Source organism: Vibrio sp. 1F255, from assembly GCF_041439145.1.
Taxonomy (GTDB): Bacteria; Pseudomonadota; Gammaproteobacteria; order Enterobacterales; family Vibrionaceae; genus Vibrio; species Vibrio crassostreae_C.
Map to the genome: position 1 here is coordinate 16,259 of NZ_JBGONQ010000033.1, position 17,870 is coordinate 34,128.

Genomic DNA, 17,870 nt, shown 5'->3' on the forward strand with positions numbered 1-17,870 from the left:
AAAATGAAAAAGATTCTACTAGCTTCACTTATCGGCCTTGCTTCTTTTAACGCAGCGGCTAAAGAAGAAATCAAATTCGCGATGGAAGCAACGTACGCACCATTCGAATACATGGATGAGAACAACCAAATTCAGGGTTTTGACGTAGACTTAGCAAACGCACTTTGTGAAGAGCTGAAAGCAACCTGTACTTTCCACAACCAAGCATTCGATAGCTTGATCCCTGCACTTAAATTCAAACGTTACGATGCGGCTATCTCGGCAATGGACATCACAGAAGCGCGTCTTCAACAAGTGAACTTCTCTAACGCATACTACGATAACTCTGCAGCATTCATTTCTTTCGAAGGCAAAGTAGCAGACCAAGCAGCACTAGAAGGTAAGCGTGTTGGCGTTCAAAACGGTTCTACTCACCAGAGCTTCCTACTTGAGCAAATGACTGGCGTAACAGCGGTACCTTACTCAAGCTACCAAGATGCATTCATCGACATGAAAAACGGTCGTATCGATTCTGTATTCGGTGACACAGCCGTTGTAGCAGAATGGTTCAAGAAAGAAGACAATCTAACGTACGTTGGCGACCAAGTAACAAACCAAGAGTACTTCGGTAACGGCTTTGGTATCGCAGTAAACAAGAGCAACCAAGAACTTGTAGACCAGCTTAACGTTGCACTTGCTGCAGTGAAAGCGAACGGCGAATACGACAAGATCTTCAACAAGTACTTCGGTAAGTAATTTATGGAATTAACGGGTTACTCTTTAGGGCTCGTCGAAGCAAGCTGGATGACTGTTCAGCTTGCGTTCGTAAGTCTATTGGTTGGATTGGTTCTAGCAGTTTTGTTTGCAAGTGGTGAGATGTCTCGTCGTATTGCAATCAAATGGCCAACGACTGCATTTGTGACGATTGTTCGTGGTTTACCAGAAATTCTGGTCGTACTGTTTATCTACTTTGGTTCGACACAAGTTCTGTTCATGATCACTGGCGATTTCATAGAAGTGAGCCCGTTCTTATCTGGTGTTGTTGCACTGTCACTTATCTTTGCTTCTTACGCTTCACAAACCATCCGTGGTGCTTTGAAAGCAGTAAGCAAAGGGCAGAGAGAAGCAGCAAGCGCGCTTGGTATCTCTCAATCGCGTTCATTCTTTCGTATCGTGTTACCTCAAGCGGTAAGACACGCGCTACCAGGTTTAACCAACCAATGGTTAGTGTTACTGAAAGACACCGCATTAGTATCGCTGATTGGCGTAACGGATTTGCTGAAACAAGCACAACTAACATCAGCGGCAACGCACGAAGCATTTACTTGGTACGCGACAGCAGCAGCAATCTACTTGGTCATCACTTTAATCACACAAAGATTGGTAAAAGTGATTGATGGTAAGTTCTCTATTCAAGGTTTGGGTAACAAAGGGGCAATGGCATGAATCAACAATACCTCTCTCAAATGCTTGAAGGCTTAGTGACCAGTCTTCAACTTACAGGCGCTTCATTGCTGGTTGGTTGTATCTTGTCACTGCTGATGACGGTAACGCTAATCCTAAGAATACCTGCGATTCACTGGTTAACACGTGGCATCATCACGCTGTTCACCGGCACACCATTGTTGGTGCAGATCTTCTTGGTCTATTACGGCCCGGGTCAGTTCGATTGGATTCGTGAAAGCTTCATGTGGACTTGGTTAAGCCAACCTTGGTTCTGTGCAATGTTAGCATTAGCTTTGAACACTGCCGCATACAGCACGCTACTGTTCAGAGGCGCATTCAACGCCATTCCAGCAGGGCAGTGGGAAGCATGTCGCGCACTTGGTATGGACAAAATCGCAACGCTGAAAGTGTTACTGCCATACGCACTGCGCCGCGCCGTTCCAGCTTACTCGAACGAAGTGATTCTAGTTTTCAAAGGTACGTCACTGGCAAGCACCATCACCATCATGGATTTGATGGGTTACGCTCAGCGTATTAACGGCCAAACCTACGACACACTTACTGTGTTTGGTATCGCCGGCGCATTCTACTTAGCAGTAAACGGCATACTAACGCTGATCTTCCGCCAAGTAGAGAAGAAAGCCCTCGCATTCGAAGCCGCGTAAGCTAGCCACAAACAAATTTAATTAACGTATAAAGCCTGCCATTTATGTTCGCATAAATGGCAGGCTTTTTTGTTTTTGGGGTATGCGCAGAGGTACTGTTTTTATATCTAGTAGAGCGGGGTTTTTGCGAAATTCATACTATATAGAAATATTCTGCATTTTGTCATTCAATGAGTCTATCTATGTTTTAAGTCACTGAATTGCTGTGATTAATCGTGGTAAATTGCTGTGCATATGAAACTAGATAGAATAATTCTGTATTTAAATGCAGAATTTTTCGGTCTAATAGCTGTTATGTTTAAAGAGGTTAAGCTTGAAGTTCTATAAATACATGACATTAAATAAGAATACTCTTGATGCGTTTATCAATGAGTATTGTTGGTATAGCTCTCCGCTCAGTTTCAATGACCCATTTGATTGTGCGTTAATGAAAGGGAAGAAGTTTAAAGAGTTCTTTTTAGAAACCAAGAAAATACTATGTTTGGCAACTGAGCATAACAATTTGCTAATGTGGTCTCACTATGCTGATTCGCATAAAGGAATTTGTATTGAATATACGCCTTTTAGTGATGAGGAAATTGTTAGTTTAAAAGAACAAGGGATTTTCGGAGATTCTCCCAATGACAGATTGTTTATCGTACAAAACGCTCGTAAAGTTGAGTATAAATCAGTTGAAGCCATAAATGATTACCTTGATTTATTGCCGAATACTGACCAAGAGTTTATGGAATTGCATGATCAAAAGCGGGCAGCTGGACAGGCTGAGGAATACTACTCAATGATAAGTAAAGCTTTGACCATAAAGCATGAATCTTGGGCGTATGAAAACGAGTATCGAATTATCCATGATGGTAATAACAGAAATCCTCATCCGGGCAAAATCACCAAGATCTATATTGGCGCTAAGGCATCTTCACAAGACAAGCGAACGCTATCGATTTTGACGAATGGTAGTATAGACCTCGCATGTATGGACTTTTCTGAATCAAAATATGCTTTAACTGAAAGAAACCTAAATCAGGAAATTGATTTTCAGGGTTTGGGCTTGCGCTTTGAAGAATAAACATACAAACGCTTTAAGGCTGATTCGCAATGCTCGGCATTTTCGGTTTAAATTGAGTTTTGTGTTTACGGTGCAATGGTCTGAGTTAGGTGGCAGGCGTCGCTCACCCCTTAGCAGGGTGTTATGAAACTGGCGTAAAATGGTAAGTGTGAAATGTTATCTAGAGTAAAGTTGAAACAAAATAACTTAGCAACATAGAGTAACTTATGATTAGTAAATTCATGCTGGCTACAATAACTATGCTCTCAACAGCCGGCTGTAGTGTTCTAGCCCCACAGAATGATCCTGCGCGTTATCAAACTTATGATTTGTGTTATGCGTTAGGCTATCGAATTGGCTTGGAAGCAGATCTCGCTTGGGATGGTGGAAGAAAGGCAATATTGGACGAGCTCGAGTACCGTAATCTTGATGAGTCAACGCAAATGCAATGCAGGCAGGCTCAAAGAAATGGCTCCATAGATCGTTCTTACCTGTAGTTTTATAACAAACGACTATGGCGTCAATGACTAATTTTTGACAGTGTTTTCATCCTACATGGCGCCATCTCTCAACATAGAGTTAAGAGTCACAACCATCTTTCGAACACACGTGATTATTGCGACTTTTTAGGTTTTTCAGCTACTAAAAGTTGACCATAAGTCGCTTTGAATACGGGGTTACTGTCTTATAAATATGACCTTACCATTTTGGTCTACGGCATGAAGACTGATGTGGTTTTTAGCTAGGTCGATACCGCAGAAATAAGAATAATCAGACATGGTGCCTCCGATGCATTTAAGTACCACATAAGTGTGGCAGATCCTCGGGAGGGGGAATCCATGTCATTCGTTATAACACAGGCAGTATCATAGCATATAGCAAGGATAGATTATGGAAGAATACTGGAACCCGATGGTTCCCGAATTATCAGTTAGTAATTTTGAAGCGTCGTTATCATTTTACGTCGATGTGCTTGGCTTCTCTGTACGTATTAAGCGAGAAAACCCTGACTTTGTATACCTTGAACAAGAACAGGTTCAGATCATGCTCGAACAAATCACGGATTCAGGGTGGATTACTAGTGAGTTAGTTACTCCATTAGGACGTGGAGTAAACTTTCAAATAGAGCTTTCAGATTTAGAGCCGCTAGTTGAAAGACTGAAGAAAGCTAACGTACGTTTTTTCCGTGATTTAAAAGAAACATGGTATGACATTGGTGAAAAGCTATCAGGTGAACGAGAGTTTCTAATACAAGATCTAGATGGTTATTTATTAAGGTTTACCCAGCACCTTGGAGAGAAAGCGAAATCGTCAGAGTAGTGTTATAACAAGGCGTTTAACAATGACCAAAAACGCTTGGCATTTTCACCTCGTGGAAAGTATGTGCCATGGTTTTTGGCACGTTAATTTAGCGTTAGGTAACAACATTTTCAACATAAGGAGTTAGCTTGAAAGGCAAGGTTGTATCGTATATTTCTAGTAAGAAGTATGGTTTTATAAATGGTGATGATGGTGAAAGTTACTTTCTACATTTTTCTGCATTGTTAGATAAATCAGATGAAGCTAAATTGGTAAAAAATGTAGTTGTAGAGTTTGATCCTACGCCAAACCCTAGGGGGTTGGCTGCGAAGAAACTTAGAGTTCCAACAGTATATTTCAAGAAAGAAATGGTGGGGTTTTTCACCACCAAAGCTTCGAAGCCTAAATATGGAACTGTTGAAAAGCAGAACTCGATTGAATGTCGGTTTATTAAAGGTCTAGATGAAGCGCGTGAGCATATTGAAACTCTAGCTAAAGATGCTGGTTGTAATGCCATATTGAATATGAATTTTGAGAAAGAAACGTTCCGCTCTGGTAATTATCGATATACCGTTCATGCATTTAAAGGAGATTTTGCTGTAGTAACGGATCAGACGCCATGTGATTCAGTATCAGAAGCAAGTCAATCTGTTCAAGATTTACAAAGTAAGATTGATTATTTTGATGCTCTTTTCTTTGGAATAAAATCGGAAGAAGATAAGGTTAGGGCAAAGCAACTAGAAAAAAGTAATGCTGGTTGGTTTATCTTAGGTGGCATTCTTTTGTTTATATTATTGTTGGCGGCAGGTACATAACAAACAACTATGGCGTCAATGATTAGTTTTTTGCTGTGTTTTCATCCCACATGGCGCCATCTCTCAGCATAGTGTTAAGGGTCACAACCATCTTTCGAACACACGCGATTATTGCGACTTTCTTAGGCTTTCCGGCAGCTACAAGTCGAGCATAAGTCGCTTTGAATAAGGGGTTACATTGCATGGCTGACATCATTGCCATATATAGCACTGTGCGTACTTGCGCTCGAGCACCTTGGATCTCGTGCATACCTTTGTAGCGACCACTTTCGCGTGTGATTGGTGCGACACCAATGAGTGTATATTTGCTATCGAAATCTGTAGTTTAGAGCGGGTTACTGACTTATGTAGTATGACCTTACCATTTTGGTCTTCGGCATGAAGACTGAAGTGGTTTTTAGCTAGGTCGATACCGCAGAAATAAGAATAATCAGACATGGTGCCTCCGATGCATTTAAGTACCACATCAGTGTGGCAGATCCTCGGTAGGGGGAATCCATGTCATTCGTTAGGCTTCAAGGAGGAAGCACCAAAATGAAACGACAGATTGCTTGGGCACTTCTTCGCCTTGGGTTCGTTGGGATTCTCTATCTGCCCATAGCGAATACGTTCCTAATACTTATCGAAACTTCGCGCCCTCGATTCCTAGAAATGAACTGGGATGCTTATATTTGGCTTACCGTGTTTCTATTGGTCATAGGTTACTGCTTTCTTCGCTTGTCGCTTACAAAAGAGTTCGGGAAACTGTTTTTAGTTAGTGTCCTTGGGGTTTCAGTACTAATGATGTATGAAGGTCAATCTTATGCTTTTGATTCTCGTAATATATCGGCAAACACTTTATATGTGGCGTTCCTATTTTTGATTTCCGGAATCCATTTTGTAGTGCCTACAAAATGGACGAAGCCATTGTTGTTTTTGCTACCTGTTAGTGCGTTGGGTTGGTTCCTAAGAATGTCTGTATATCAACCAATTTGCTTTTCTTATGAGGTATATTTAAGCAAATCAACAATGAGTTCGGAACAGTACGATAAGGTTGTGGATCTGGTTTTACAAAGCGTTCCAACGACGTTTGTCGGTGGCTCAATGGCATTTGGGTTGCTACTGCCATATTGGTTTGCTTTGTATGGTTCTAATCCAACTTCAACATATAAAAGCCTAACAAAACGCTAAACCAGACACTTCACGCTTGGCAATTTTGCTTCGCAAAAACATACGCCAAGGTGCTGTGCAGGTTAGCTAGACGTTTAGCGTCATGCGCTACTCCAACTTGAGAAGGTAGTACAAGTGGAAACTAGAGTTAAAAAGTCAGTTCGGTATCTTGCCTTGGGTATTCTTATCTATCCGTTTCTTTACATGATACTCAATTTTATTATCCCGATTCTAATGGCGACTTTGGGCGAAGGTGGTCGCTCGTTAGTTGAAATTCTTGAGTATTTCACTTGGTTTATAATGCCTTTTTTTTCGGTGCTCTATTTGTTAGCTTTCTATCATTTCTCGCCAATGTTAGGTAAATGGCATCAATGGGTTGGGTATACTTTGGTTTTTGCCGCTGCGCTAATCGAAATAGCGATGCCCTGGATGGAATCTGGTCTGGTGTTTAAGACAGCATCTTTTCTATGTCAGCTTTTCGAGATAGGCATTTTGGTTAGTTGTCTGTTCGTTTTTAGCAATAAGTTGGGGCCAAATTCTGAGCTTGGAAGTAACGCATAGCAAGTCTGGACCTCATCTTACTAGATTGGAGTGCTTATTATCCATCCGAGCTGCTCAAGAGTGATTCTCAACGCATGGCATTTTCACTATGTCTTTGTATTAGTCATTTAAGAAGTATACGGCTGCTTCGGCATTGCGTTACTCCGCCCTGAACAGGGCGCACCACTCATCGTGGTGAAATTCATATTTCATCCCCATTTCAGGGTAAATCGAGACCTATTTCCTTGCCTGAGAAATGAGCAAAAGTAGTATGTGCTTTAGAACTCTACTTCTAGTCAATTTTTCAGGTAATACGTGAATATACTTCTGATCATACCTACAGTTTTTTTAGCTAAATTTATTGGTTTGCAAATGGGATTCACCTATAACCTGTTTTCAGATCCGTTCAGTCTTAAGCTTGCTCTGATTGACCTTAGTTTATTTGTCTTTGTCGGTGCGGTTCTTAGTTTTATTTACGACAAGATCAAACATGCACTCAAGAACGTCAGGAAAAATTAGCCCGACATAGCATTTAAGACTAATGCCCAGCGCTGTTGTTTTCGGCTTACTTCAATCTCAGTGTTTATGTAACAATGGTTTAAGGTCTGGTCATAACGTCACTCACACCTATACATAGTGTTGCTTTCTACGAGGGAATGAACATGAGACAAGGAATTTTCAAGAATCTGAAGTTGGCATTAGGGGTTGGCTTTGGTGTTGCCATTCATCAGTACATTTTTATGACGGATGGTGCGTTTGATTTCTATCGGCCAATTGTGGCGTTTGCTTTTACGTTTGTAGTGAGCAGTATTGGTACACTTCTAAAAGAAAGAATCATGCGTAACAAGGAGACTAATGGAGCATCATGATTAAAATCTATTTCGTATGTGGCTTTATTGGTTCGGGTAAAACGACTTACTCTAAAGCGATTGCAGAAAAGCATGGCGCCTTTCGTTTCTCGATTGATGAGTGGATGATTCCTTTGTATGGCGAACATATGGAGCGTGAAGTTTTTGATCGCCGGCTGGCTGCGCTTCAAGGTTTATTCAAGGACTCTGCAATGCAGCTGTTTTCCTTGGGTGTTCCGGTGATTTTTGACTTTGGTTTTTGGCGTAAGTCTGACCGAGATTCTTTTATAAGCTGGGCATCAAACCTAGGCGTGGACAGCGAAGTTCACTACCTTGATGTTCCCTTTGAGACTTGTAAGCAGAGAGCATTTAGCCGTAACTCTGAACTGGATGGTAAGTCTTATGAAATGACACCTGAAATGTTAGATCTGTTTTGGTCTTGGTTTGAGGTTCCCACTTCAAATGAAAATGTTGTTTGGGTTCAACAGGAAGCTCGATAAGGTATGTAGTCAGGCGCGGAGGTGAGTGGTATTTTTATTATCTAGCTTGTGTTCTAAGTCTTCCGTTACATTGGGTTTATGAAAGTCTGAGTCGTCCATCGAATAGTAGAGTAACAAGGGCATTTCTCATACCGTATTTTTGGTAATTAGTTCTTCCTGTCGATTATCGAATTTGTCCTAAACCCACTATTAAGGCAGGGAACCCCAATGAATAGAACGCTATGGTTCGCACTCATTTCGCTTTTGTTTTCAATGACAATGGTATTTTGTACATACAGTTATGGCATAGAGAGCCACGTTGAAGTAACCACACTCACTTTAGTATTGTCTGGCCCTCTGATTTTTACCTTTGCGCTTGTTGTCATTTTTTGTGGCGCACCAGTCATTAGCAAGTACAAGTTACTTGGAACCATCGCAATTTGTGTGCATGGATTTACAGCCTCACTGCATGTGCTGTGGAACGGATTTATGTTCGTCGATGTGATTAATAAACAAGGCTTAGGTCCGGGACAAGGTTATTCTGGCTTGATACTTTGGGTTGGTAGTATCAAGGCGATGCTACTTGGTTTGGTTGTGGGAGTATGCCTGCATTACTTGCTACGATTATTTAGAAAGGCTGCAGTAAGATAACTGTTGGCTAGTTAGTGGGTTGTTCGTTGTCTATAGGAGTTGTCGCTGTGTTTTATAGTAAGGAATTCAACAAGGGATTGCTGCTCATCCTTGTTGCGATAAGTGCTTTCATTGTCGTTACCTCGGATAATAACCCCGGGACATTAATCGCTCACGCCATCAATGGTTTAATTGCTTTGCTCTTTTTCTCCATGACCATTGAGGTCAAAGACAATGTACTAAGCTGGTATTTCGGCTTTGGCTTTTGGCGTAAGAATGTAGAAGTGTCAGACATTACAGAGACATCGTTTTATCAAAGCAAGTGGTATCAAGGTATTGGTATCCGAATGCTGAGCGATGGTTGGTTGTATAATGCATCGATAGGTTCAGCGTTGAAGTTAAGCCTAAGCAATGGAAAGCATGTTTACATTGGTTGTAAGGATACGGACGGTTTAAAGCTGGCCTTGAAAACCGCTAACGAACAGATAACTCAAAATTGATTTACGAGGCTTGGCACTTTTCGTTTTGAGTTGGACTAATTTTTAAGGCTGTATGCTTTAAGTGAGCTGCATTTTAATATCTCAACAAGTGGATCGGAGGTTCAATGGACCAAGCAATCAAAACACATTTCGACGAGTATCCCGATGATGTTCGAGCTCGGCTTGAAGAGTTGCGTTCATTAATCTTTGAGCTTTGCTCTGATTTGGAACTAGCTGAAGTCGAAGAGTCTCTGAAATGGGGCGAGCCGAGTTACAGCGTTAAGACGGGCAGCCCAATTCGAATCGACTGGAAATTGAAGTCACCAAACAACTATTACTTGTTCTTTAACTGTCAAACGAAGCTAGTCGACACATTCAGAGAATTGCACGATGGCACATTGGTATTTCAAGGTAATCGGGCAATCGTCTTGAACCTAACTGAACCACTTCCCAAAGCACCAATCAAGCAGTGCTTAGAGTTAGCCTTAACTTATCAACAACGAAAACATCTACCGCTTCTTGGCGCGTAATTCTTATGTGTTGTCATTATATTTCTTAAACAGGTTTTCTGTGTTCTAGCTATCACTCTTTAAAGTGCTAAGACTGTACCATCTTGATTAGTATCAAGAGGCTAGGGAATCTCTATAACCAACGCTGATTGTATTGCTTACCGTTTAAAAAGGTGTTCTAGTCACCTTGTATTTCAAACTTAAAAGGAAGTTGTATGAATTTAGATAAAGCCAAAAAACGTATCGCAAAGCAGGTTAAAAAAGGCGACCACGGATACCCAAAAATCACGTTAGCGTATTACGGGACGACCAAAGATCTCGCAACGGAAGTCGCGGTTCAATTTATGCTGGGTGAGGGCGATGGTGTTCAAGAAGAGCGTTTTTCTTGTGAAACCGAAATCCGAGATAATGAATTAGTTCAAACGACGTTACTCAAGATAATCGAGCGAGCAAATGTTAACTCAGTGATTGAAGTTGAAGGCGTGGCTGTTCTTTAGTTTGCTTTAGCCTGGAAACGAAGCCAACACGAGAACTCAGGTGTATAATCCACATTTTTATCAAATTGGGCAGGACACATGGCGATCTCGTTTGAAACTCAAAGACTAAAAGTAGAAGAAGTCGCAGGTGAACTTACTGTTCCTGAACGTTCGGCTCTGCTTTAGCGAGTACCTGGCATTCTAATCCCGTCAGTCGTTGAAAACCTTCCACCATACTTTCATGGTATTGTGTCAGGTGAGCTGGCTGAAATTTGGCTCGACCGAATGTTGTCGGGGAGCCGCTTACTTCAAGTGAAATCCAACGATAATCAATTGATTGGTTTTCTGTTCGCTTATGTAGAAGACGAAAGTGATGCTCATATTGGCTACTTGCTTGCAGAAGAGTTCTGGGGCAAGGGTTTAGCGAGTGAGCTACTGAAGGGTTTCATCACAGAAGTCGCTAAAATGGAGTCATGGTCAACACTGATTGGCGGTGTCGATCGTTCAAACATAGCCTCTGCCAACTTACTTAAAAAGCTAGGTTTTGTTGAGCAAGCCTCTGACGAAAGTGCTGTGGTTTTCTATGAATATAAGCTTTCTCGTCTTAACTCTTAATTCTTAACTCTGAGCTCTCAGCTCTTAATTTCTAATCCCTAACTCAAGCCACATCTGCGTTATACATTCATTGCCAATGTTTACGTCAATTGATAGGGAAGAAACCTTATTACACCATTCAACTGAGAACCGAGAGCAGCGAGTCTAGTTAACGTGGGCTAATTCGGCACTCTGTGTTTCATTAGCGACTTTCCAATCGCCCCCTAAGGCTTTATAGAAAACAGGCTTTGTATCCACATTAGACCATACTGGTTTAGCGACCTCGACCATCTACCATTACGATGATTGTTTTAGAGATGATGCTGAGATCAGCGGCAATCCAAGACTTAACCGAACATAGGCTTAGTGCATAACTGTGGTCAAAACCTACTTTACGACGTACATCATCAATACAGGTGTCGTAACCTTGATTTACTTGTGCAAGCCCTGTAATACCAGGCATTACACCGTATGTACGGTCGGCAAAGTAAGGAATTTCGTTCTCTAGTTTGGTGTAAAAAGTAGGGCGTTCAGGGCGCGGGCCAATTAGAGACATTTCACCTTTCAGTACATTGATCAGTTGTGGCAGTTCATCAAGACGTGTCTTTCTCAAAAAGCGGCCAACAGGCGTGATTCGTGGGTCATTCGCGGTAGCCCAAACTGCACCAGAGCGAGTTTCTGCATCCTCGTACATGCTACGGAATTTCATGATCTCAAAGATTTCCATTTTCTCCGGTGTCGATTTACCAACGCGCAATTGACGGTAGAAAATAGGGCCACGAGAAGTGAGTGCAATCGCCATCGCAATCAACGGAAATACGGGCGCTAGCAAAATCAAAGCAATCAGTGAGCTTACAAAATCGAAAGTACGTTTAGCACGTGAGATTTTGTATTGGTATAGGTTTTGGGTAGATAGCTGTTCGATGTTCATCATAATAAGTCCTTAATGATTTGCTCGTGTCCAAGGTGAGTTTTCTAGTCCGATTAGGTAACGAATGCCACCAATGAAGTTGGCGTAGTGTCCAACTATCAAATAAGAGATTAATGAAATAGGTTTGTTTACTAGACGCTTTGGCAAGATGCAGCCAAGGACGCCAATGGTATAAACGGCAACTTGAGCCCATAACAGCGCTTCAAATACCAAGTAGTTGCTAAGTAAGATTGAGCACACTAAGCACACAATCATTAAATATGGAGTGAGTAGGCGAAGCCCTTTTCCTGAAAAGAACGCAAACGCGATGCCTTTAAACTTCGGGCTGAACAAGGCAAATAATCGAATCGCTTGTTGCATGTTGCCCGCTGAAATACGAAGTCTTCTTTTGAAGTCTGTTTCTAGGTTCGATTCTTCTAGCTCTAATGCAACCATTTGGGTTTCGTATTCGGCGATGTAACCTTGTTTAACGATTTGCATCGGTAAGATGAAATCATCATTAATAGTGTTGAGTGGAAGCAGTTCAAACAGGTGTGTTCTAAACAAGTAGAAAGCGCCATGAGAACCCAAGCTAGAACCTAACGAAGCCTCAGACTCTTTAACCGCGGTTTGGTACTGCCAATACGTGTTTTCGCCTTCATTGCCTGTTGGACAAAGTTGATACGTTGCGTTTACCACTCCAACCTTGTCACTTTCAAAATGAGCGGCAGATATAAGCAAAGCATCCAATGAAATAAGGGCAGAAACATCACTCATCGCCGTGATATCACTGGTTATACGTGTCACTTCTTCATTAACAACCGCGACTTTACCTCGGTTTACTTGATGGTCATGTATCTCAAAATAGACATCACTGCACATCGCTTCTTGTATGGTCATTTGTGCAATGGCGACTGTGTTATCAGTGCAACCATCGCAAGCGATAATGACTTCCAACTTCTTTTTTGGGTAATCGAGTGAAGCAAGGTTACGAATCTTGTCTGCGATCCACTGTTCTTCGTTAAATGCAGGAACAAGAACGGTGATGGTCGGCAACGTACAATCTTGCTGTTCCTCTTTGTAGCAACGATGACTCTCTTCAACTTTGCGTGCGGGGTGGCTTTTCGCATACCAACGCAGTAACAAAGGGTAGGCTGCGTGATGATAGACAATCAACGCACCTGAAAACAAACAAAGTCCCGCAAGCAACCAATCAATCATGCGTAAGCTCCTTCTGATATATCGTTGTAAGACGAAACCATTTTGATGATGTCGAAGTTTTCGAGTACGTAACGACGAGGTGACAAAAAGCGTTCATTTTGCTTTTCTAATAGCGCACTAGCTAACCCCACAATGCTGCCGCTTTTGACGAGGGCGCCGCTGACTGGACATAAGGTTTCATCGACGGCACCAACGTCCATTGCGACGGTTGGAATATTGCATGCTTGAGCTTCAAGTGTAGAAAGCGGCAGCCCTTCGTGGCGTGAAGGTAGGCAGAACGTATCCAACGCTCCGTAAAACGTGGTCATGTCTTCAACTAAGCCAAGAAAGATGACTCGGTCACTCAGATTCAAGCGGCTAGTCAGTTGCTCTAGTTGATTGCGTTTAGTACCGCCGCCAGCCAATGCGACAACCATGTTTGCAGGTAAAAGAGTCAGTGCTTTAATAAGTTGGTCTTGGCCTTTGACATGTTCTAGTCGACCTGCACAACCGATGATGTGTTTGTCTGTCGGCAGGTTTAGTTTTGCTCTCGCGTGTTCTTTCGACATTGGCTTAAACTTCTCACAATCAACGCCATTTTTGATGGTAATGATGTTCTCATAAGAAAAAGCAGTGCGTAGTTGGTTATAAACACGTGTCGCGTCGGCAACTAACGTTGGTTGAGCAGCTTTTAAAGCAATCGCTTGTAATCGACGACGTTTGTTGTTGTTCAGATGCCAAGCGTCATGTTCGGTATGGATTCGAGTTGGAACCCCGGTTACGCGAGCGGCATAACCAGCGTATAACAGTGGGCCAATATGATGGGTATGAACCACATCAGGGCGAATCGCGTTGAAGGCTTTAATTAGCTTAATAATGATATTGAATTGTACGCCTGGTGCTTTATCCAAAAAGACGATTTGCTTTTTGTATGGCTCTAGCTTCGGCCAGTTGTTTATAGACTCTTGTTTAGTACCCTCTAAACTGACAATCAACACTTGGTCTGTTGGTTTAGCAAGGCGGAGCAAATCCAGAGTTAGGGTTTCTAATCCACCCGGTGCAAGGTGCTGAACAACGTGTATGATCTTTTTGCCATGCTTCGTTAAATGCGTATTCATAGTTTGGACCCTGCCTTTATAATTGTTGTTTCGCCTTTCTGACGTTTCTCTTGAAGTAACTTCTTTAAAACGTTTAACTACACAAGGAGATTGCAGGAGTTGTGCCAATTAAATAACCGTTATTTTTCAGTTGTTTAGATTATTTAATTCTAGGGCAGTTTTCATTTCTCAAAATGGGAATCAAAACAAAATACAATCGAATGGCAGTTTGAATCATAGGGCTTGGGTAAATCGAAAGTAGCATTAGAACTTGGGGCTCTAAATAAACAAAACGCCAACCGAGTGTTGGCGTTTTGCTCTAGGATGCACGAAGCTTGGAAACTAGAAAGCTGTGAATCTAGCAAGTCAAAAATGGCTTTGAGGCTGACTAGCTCATTTTAGGGATCACCGTTATCACAGGGACACCCAAGATATCTTCGATTTCGTCTTTGCGTTTGATTGAAGAATCAAACAGTTCAAACAATACCGCTAAACCAATACCCAAACCGATACCTGCAACGAATCCAGCCAGAATAAAAACAAAAGTCGGCATGTTAGATTTGACACTCGGTGTGAAAGGCAAATCGATAATCTTCACACGTTTGTTTTGCTCGAATACACCAAGCGAACCCGTTAGTTGAGCCATTTCATAACGCTCTGTCAGTTCATCATATAGTTGACGTTTGATTTCAACTTGACGTTTAAGGCGGTACATCTCTTTTGCATTTTCGCCGAAGTTATTGGCCTTGTGTTCTAATTCGAAAATCATAGTTCGAAGGCTTTTGGTCTCTTCAGTTAAAGACTCAAAGCGAGCACGAACCAGCTGTAGGCTGTGTAATTGAGTGACCAGAAGAGGTTGGGTATCAGAAAGTTTGTTCAGTGTCGTACTACTTGCGATGTCCCAAAGCTGGTCGCTGTTCATCGTTGGCTGGGTTACCTCGAGCAAACTCTTACGTTCATTCTCTAGTCTGTCTAGCTCACGCACTTTAGCTTGCACAGCACTGTGCTTGTCCGTGTATTTAGCTTGTAACAAGGTAAGGTCGCTACGAATGTCGATGATCTGGTCTTCTAATTTACCGATCACAGGGTTGGTTCTTGAAAGTTGTTGGTCGATTGACCCTAAACTTTTTTCGACACCCGATAACTCGGCCTCTTTTTCTGCCAGTGTTTGTTTGAGTGAAGCTAAGCGATTCAAACTTTGGCTCTGTACCTCAGGCGTCGAATGAACATTCTCATTCATGTATGCAGCTAGCGCTTCTTCTGCTTCTGCAAGCTCTGCGCTACGTTTGTCGATATGGATTTTCAAGAAGTTACTTGAATCTTCAATCGATGAACGTTCCGGTGCGAGTAACTGTTCAATGAAATGTTCACTTACCGAGCGCAGCGTCGCTTCCATTCCATTTGGTGTGTTCGACGTTAGACTTATCTTTAGAAAATCTTTTCCAAGCTGAGTCACCGTTAGACGTTGAGACAGGTCAGTAATGATCTCTTGTTTCTCAATTTCAGGCATATCTGGCGTGGTTAATTGCAGTTCATCAGCGACCGAGTAAAGCACATGTCGACTGTGAAGCAGTGTTCTCAATGCGTTAAGTCGATCTTTGAGCATCGTCGAAACGGCAATGTCTTCCAAGAATGGATTCATCTTGGCCGTTTCTTGAATCAACATACTGGTATGCGCGTCATATTTAGTTGGAGCCAACTTGCTCACACCAAAGCCTACAAAGGGCAAAATAAGCATTGGCAGAACGATAACGTAGCGTTGGCGCCACATCGCATTGATGATGACTAATAACCGCAATTTCAGATTATTCATAATAGCTCCAACATCCAATGTACGAAGTTACCACGGTTCTGCCAGCTCTCTTGTTCGACGACAGAGATAGGTGAGTTGCTTAGCTCGCGTGCATGATCAAGCGCCCAAATCATTTGGTTGGCACTGCCAACCGTGGTTACGTGCCCTTGATATGGAACCAAAGCAGGGAACGGTGTTGTGATAATGGGTGTGCCCGCCGCAAGGTATTCCATTAGTTTGAGTGGGCTACACGCTCGGATCTGCTCGTTATCAACAAACGGCAACAAGCTCACATCCCAGTGTTGAGAATAGCTTGGTAGCGTGTGGTGTGGACGAGGGCCAAGGTAATGTACGTTACTCAACTTAGGCAGCATGAGCGTATCAAGCTCGTTTGGACCTATGAAAACAAAGTCCCATTCCGGCATCGCATTCGCAACATGATCAATCATTTCATAATCAAGCCACTTAGAAAGGCTGCCATAAAAACCAGCAATAGGGCGGTGGTTGCTTGGTAAATCTTTTGCTCTTGGTGCGGGTGTTGAAAATAGGTCTACGTCGACACCATGTGGTAGCAAGTGCGCTTTATGCTTTGGAAATTTATCCATCACTTTTTTGCTAGCCGCGAATATAAGCGTTGATTTTTCGATTAGCTCTGATTCGTGCTGTGCAACGGTGTCATGATCAACACCAGCCAGCGCGCTAAAATCATCACCGCAGTAATAGACCACAGATGACTCGCCTAAGTGTCCGCATAAATCAACAGCGGTTGGAAGAGAGGTCCATAGGATAGGCGCGTTCAGATTAAGCTCCGCAATAATCGGTTTTAGTTGGTGCAACATCATTTGCTGAGCCAACTTTCTAGAAAATTTAGAAGCAGGCGCAGGGATTGTCTTTAAGTTAACGATAGTAATGTTGTCGTGTCCCTCAGAGTCGAGCATGTTTTGAGTTACGGCCTTGGTTTTACCAAACAACTTGTTGAACGCTCGGCTGGCATCTTTAGCGGACAGCTTCGGTTGTCTTAAGCCAATAGAGTTGACCCATAAGACTTTGTGTTGCTTAGCAAGGTGACGAACTAAATGTTGAGTCGATGAAGGCAGGCCACCAAAGTCTTCACCAAATACGATTAAATCACGCATGGTCACCTCCATGAGTCTCTAACGAATCGAACATATCGGATTCTGTCACTTCAACGGGTTTGGTGTGACCGACAACTCGAGCTGGGTTGCCACCTGCGATTGCGAAGGCAGGAATATTCTTTGTTACTACGCTGCCTGCGGCTATTACGGCACCTTCGCCGATGGTTACGCCACCTTTGACCGTCACATTCGTGCCTAACCAAACATCGGGTTCAAGAATGATGTCACCGATTTGCTGAGGGTCGTCACCTTCACCTAGCGCTCGGCGTTTTGCATCAAGCGGGTGTCCAGAGTATCCAAATAGAAAAGCGCCGCCTGCGATTCGTACGTTGTCAGAGATAACCACTTTACCTCCAACAGCGATAGTCGACTGCCAACCAATGTCGACGTTATTGCCAATCGACAATAGTGGGTGTTCCAAGCCTTCAAGTTGTTGAGTACAACCAGAGAATGTCGTGTGGCCAGAGATACGGCAGTTGTCGCCAATCGTAATTTGCACCGGACCGCTGACGAAAGGCAGTCCACCATACAAATACAGGCGTTTGCCACATTGAGCCACACGACCTTTGAAAGCCGGAGTCCAGTAGAAGAATCGCGTAAAGCCAGAAACCAGATTCACCACTAGCTTGTGCGCTTGATATAGACAGCGATTAAATAGTTTAGGGGTAGGTAGCTCTGCGCTTCTGATGTTTTTCAAAATGAAAAACACATTTCTAATTCGAGAATTAGGATGAAACTTAAGCCAATGTTTGAATTGATGTATAGATACTGACGTCATAATGAAA

20 protein-coding genes and 4 pseudogenes are annotated in these 17,870 nt (G+C 42.6%); 15 read left to right on the plus strand and 9 right to left on the minus strand.

Annotation, left to right across the window (positions count from 1 at the left end; translation table 11 throughout):
* Positions 1-3: 3 nt before the first annotated feature.
* From ACED41_RS17270 to ACED41_RS17285, 4 genes are all read left to right on the plus strand, one after another.
* Positions 4-735, plus strand: a complete 732-nt coding sequence (locus ACED41_RS17270; RefSeq protein WP_371725335.1) for a lysine/arginine/ornithine ABC transporter substrate-binding protein — start codon at positions 4-6, stop codon at positions 733-735.
* A gap of 3 nt (positions 736-738) precedes the next feature.
* The gene (artQ, locus tag ACED41_RS17275) at positions 739-1,425 is read left to right on the plus strand and encodes an arginine ABC transporter permease ArtQ (protein WP_017083621.1); all 687 of its coding nucleotides are present in this window, start codon (positions 739-741) and stop codon (positions 1,423-1,425) included.
* Entirely contained in the window at positions 1,422-2,090 is a 669-nt protein-coding gene (gene artM, locus ACED41_RS17280; RefSeq protein ID WP_017080525.1) for an arginine ABC transporter permease ArtM, read from the plus strand. The genes artQ and artM overlap by 4 nt, the downstream gene beginning before the upstream one ends.
* A 313-nt stretch (positions 2,091-2,403) precedes the next feature.
* Positions 2,404-3,153: a DUF2971 domain-containing protein gene (locus ACED41_RS17285; RefSeq protein WP_371725336.1), complete on the plus strand. Its 750-nt coding sequence runs from the start codon at positions 2,404-2,406 to the stop codon at positions 3,151-3,153.
* A gap of 530 nt (positions 3,154-3,683) precedes the next feature.
* Here ACED41_RS17285 and ACED41_RS17290 read toward each other — a convergent pair.
* Positions 3,684-3,814: pseudogene (locus ACED41_RS17290) on the minus strand (IS110 family transposase); the annotation flags it as partial.
* Positions 3,815-4,023: 209 nt separating this feature from the next.
* On the opposite strand from ACED41_RS17290, the gene ACED41_RS17295 reads away from it, so the two are divergent.
* Positions 4,024-4,452, plus strand: coding sequence for a VOC family protein (locus tag ACED41_RS17295; protein WP_229647958.1), 429 nt, complete (start codon positions 4,024-4,026; stop codon positions 4,450-4,452).
* Between the two features lie 128 nt (positions 4,453-4,580).
* The gene (locus tag ACED41_RS17300; protein ID WP_371725337.1) at positions 4,581-5,246 is read left to right on the plus strand and encodes a cold-shock protein; all 666 of its coding nucleotides are present in this window, start codon (positions 4,581-4,583) and stop codon (positions 5,244-5,246) included.
* A gap of 22 nt (positions 5,247-5,268) precedes the next feature.
* Here ACED41_RS17300 and ACED41_RS17305 read toward each other — a convergent pair.
* Together ACED41_RS17305 and ACED41_RS17310 are read right to left on the minus strand one after the other, a co-directional pair.
* Positions 5,269-5,547: pseudogene (locus ACED41_RS17305) on the minus strand (transposase); the annotation flags it as partial.
* Positions 5,547-5,684, minus strand: a pseudogene (locus tag ACED41_RS17310) (IS110 family transposase); the annotation flags it as partial. The pseudogenes ACED41_RS17305 and ACED41_RS17310, both read right to left, overlap by 1 nt.
* Positions 5,685-5,780: 96 nt before the next feature.
* Here ACED41_RS17310 and ACED41_RS17315 point away from each other — a divergent pair.
* The 9 genes and pseudogenes from ACED41_RS17315 (at position 5,781) to ACED41_RS17355 (ending at position 10,971) form a co-directional block, all read left to right on the plus strand.
* Entirely contained in the window at positions 5,781-6,416 is a 636-nt protein-coding gene (locus ACED41_RS17315; RefSeq protein WP_371725338.1) for a hypothetical protein, read from the plus strand.
* Positions 6,417-6,530: 114 nt separating this feature from the next.
* Positions 6,531-6,956: a hypothetical protein gene (locus tag ACED41_RS17320; RefSeq protein WP_017070867.1), complete on the plus strand. Its 426-nt coding sequence runs from the start codon at positions 6,531-6,533 to the stop codon at positions 6,954-6,956.
* A gap of 641 nt (positions 6,957-7,597) precedes the next feature.
* A complete protein-coding gene (locus ACED41_RS17325) occupies positions 7,598-7,804 on the plus strand; it encodes a hypothetical protein (RefSeq protein WP_371725339.1) in 207 nt (68 codons plus the stop codon).
* Positions 7,801-8,283 carry an AAA family ATPase gene (locus tag ACED41_RS17330; protein ID WP_371725340.1) on the plus strand — a complete coding sequence of 161 codons (483 nt, stop codon included), beginning with the start codon at positions 7,801-7,803 and terminating at the stop codon, positions 8,281-8,283. The genes ACED41_RS17325 and ACED41_RS17330 overlap by 4 nt, the downstream gene beginning before the upstream one ends.
* 207 nt (positions 8,284-8,490) lie before the next feature.
* A complete protein-coding gene (locus tag ACED41_RS17335) occupies positions 8,491-8,913 on the plus strand; it encodes a hypothetical protein (RefSeq protein ID WP_017063908.1) in 423 nt (140 codons plus the stop codon).
* A gap of 26 nt (positions 8,914-8,939) precedes the next feature.
* Complete coding sequence (locus tag ACED41_RS17340) at positions 8,940-9,392, plus strand: hypothetical protein (protein WP_102320223.1); 453 nt, start codon at positions 8,940-8,942, stop codon at positions 9,390-9,392.
* Between the two features lie 104 nt (positions 9,393-9,496).
* A complete protein-coding gene (locus ACED41_RS17345) occupies positions 9,497-9,901 on the plus strand; it encodes a DUF1801 domain-containing protein (RefSeq protein WP_102320222.1) in 405 nt (134 codons plus the stop codon).
* A 194-nt stretch (positions 9,902-10,095) separates the two neighbouring features.
* Positions 10,096-10,377: a hypothetical protein gene (locus ACED41_RS17350; RefSeq protein ID WP_017059577.1), complete on the plus strand. Its 282-nt coding sequence runs from the start codon at positions 10,096-10,098 to the stop codon at positions 10,375-10,377.
* A gap of 78 nt (positions 10,378-10,455) precedes the next feature.
* A pseudogene (locus tag ACED41_RS17355) lies at positions 10,456-10,971 on the plus strand (GNAT family N-acetyltransferase).
* A gap of 253 nt (positions 10,972-11,224) precedes the next feature.
* Here ACED41_RS17355 and ACED41_RS17360 read toward each other — a convergent pair.
* From ACED41_RS17360 to ACED41_RS17385, 6 genes are all read right to left on the minus strand, one after another.
* Positions 11,225-11,884, minus strand: coding sequence for a sugar transferase (locus ACED41_RS17360; protein WP_017063903.1), 660 nt, complete (start codon positions 11,882-11,884; stop codon positions 11,225-11,227).
* A 9-nt stretch (positions 11,885-11,893) separates the two neighbouring features.
* Positions 11,894-13,081: a glycosyltransferase family 2 protein gene (locus ACED41_RS17365; protein ID WP_371725341.1), complete on the minus strand. Its 1,188-nt coding sequence runs from the start codon at positions 13,079-13,081 to the stop codon at positions 11,894-11,896.
* Positions 13,078-14,178: a glycosyltransferase gene (locus ACED41_RS17370; RefSeq protein ID WP_371725342.1), complete on the minus strand. Its 1,101-nt coding sequence runs from the start codon at positions 14,176-14,178 to the stop codon at positions 13,078-13,080. Before ACED41_RS17370 ends, ACED41_RS17365 begins: the two co-directional genes overlap by 4 nt.
* A gap of 367 nt (positions 14,179-14,545) precedes the next feature.
* Positions 14,546-15,970 carry a Wzz/FepE/Etk N-terminal domain-containing protein gene (locus tag ACED41_RS17375; protein ID WP_017063900.1) on the minus strand — a complete coding sequence of 475 codons (1,425 nt, stop codon included), beginning with the start codon at positions 15,968-15,970 and terminating at the stop codon, positions 14,546-14,548.
* A complete protein-coding gene (locus ACED41_RS17380) occupies positions 15,967-17,085 on the minus strand; it encodes a glycosyltransferase (protein ID WP_371725343.1) in 1,119 nt (372 codons plus the stop codon). Before ACED41_RS17380 ends, ACED41_RS17375 begins: the two co-directional genes overlap by 4 nt.
* Entirely contained in the window at positions 17,078-17,863 is a 786-nt protein-coding gene (locus tag ACED41_RS17385; protein WP_371725344.1) for a DapH/DapD/GlmU-related protein, read from the minus strand. Before ACED41_RS17385 ends, ACED41_RS17380 begins: the two co-directional genes overlap by 8 nt.
* Positions 17,864-17,870 lie beyond the last annotated feature (7 nt).

Bases quoted from the DNA above. Each gene is read 5' to 3' on its own strand.
- ACED41_RS17270 (WP_371725335.1), top strand. From the start codon at position 4: ATGAAAAAGATTCTACTAGCTTCACTTATCGGCCTTGCTTCTTTTAAC.
- artQ (WP_017083621.1), top strand. From the start codon at position 739: ATGGAATTAACGGGTTACTCTTTAGGGCTCGTCGAAGCAAGCTGGATG.
- artM (WP_017080525.1), top strand. From the start codon at position 1,422: ATGAATCAACAATACCTCTCTCAAATGCTTGAAGGCTTAGTGACCAGT.
- ACED41_RS17295 (WP_229647958.1), top strand. From the start codon at position 4,024: ATGGAAGAATACTGGAACCCGATGGTTCCCGAATTATCAGTTAGTAAT.
- ACED41_RS17315 (WP_371725338.1), top strand. From the start codon at position 5,781: ATGAAACGACAGATTGCTTGGGCACTTCTTCGCCTTGGGTTCGTTGGG.
- ACED41_RS17325 (WP_371725339.1), top strand. From the start codon at position 7,598: ATGAGACAAGGAATTTTCAAGAATCTGAAGTTGGCATTAGGGGTTGGC.
- ACED41_RS17330 (WP_371725340.1), top strand. From the start codon at position 7,801: ATGATTAAAATCTATTTCGTATGTGGCTTTATTGGTTCGGGTAAAACG.
- ACED41_RS17335 (WP_017063908.1), top strand. From the start codon at position 8,491: ATGAATAGAACGCTATGGTTCGCACTCATTTCGCTTTTGTTTTCAATG.
- ACED41_RS17345 (WP_102320222.1), top strand. From the start codon at position 9,497: ATGGACCAAGCAATCAAAACACATTTCGACGAGTATCCCGATGATGTT.
- ACED41_RS17350 (WP_017059577.1), top strand. From the start codon at position 10,096: ATGAATTTAGATAAAGCCAAAAAACGTATCGCAAAGCAGGTTAAAAAA.
- ACED41_RS17360 (WP_017063903.1), bottom strand. From the start codon at position 11,884: ATGATGAACATCGAACAGCTATCTACCCAAAACCTATACCAATACAAA.
- ACED41_RS17365 (WP_371725341.1), bottom strand. From the start codon at position 13,081: ATGATTGATTGGTTGCTTGCGGGACTTTGTTTGTTTTCAGGTGCGTTG.
- ACED41_RS17370 (WP_371725342.1), bottom strand. From the start codon at position 14,178: ATGAATACGCATTTAACGAAGCATGGCAAAAAGATCATACACGTTGTT.
- ACED41_RS17375 (WP_017063900.1), bottom strand. From the start codon at position 15,970: ATGAATAATCTGAAATTGCGGTTATTAGTCATCATCAATGCGATGTGG.
- ACED41_RS17380 (WP_371725343.1), bottom strand. From the start codon at position 17,085: ATGCGTGATTTAATCGTATTTGGTGAAGACTTTGGTGGCCTGCCTTCA.
- ACED41_RS17385 (WP_371725344.1), bottom strand. From the start codon at position 17,863: ATGACGTCAGTATCTATACATCAATTCAAACATTGGCTTAAGTTTCAT.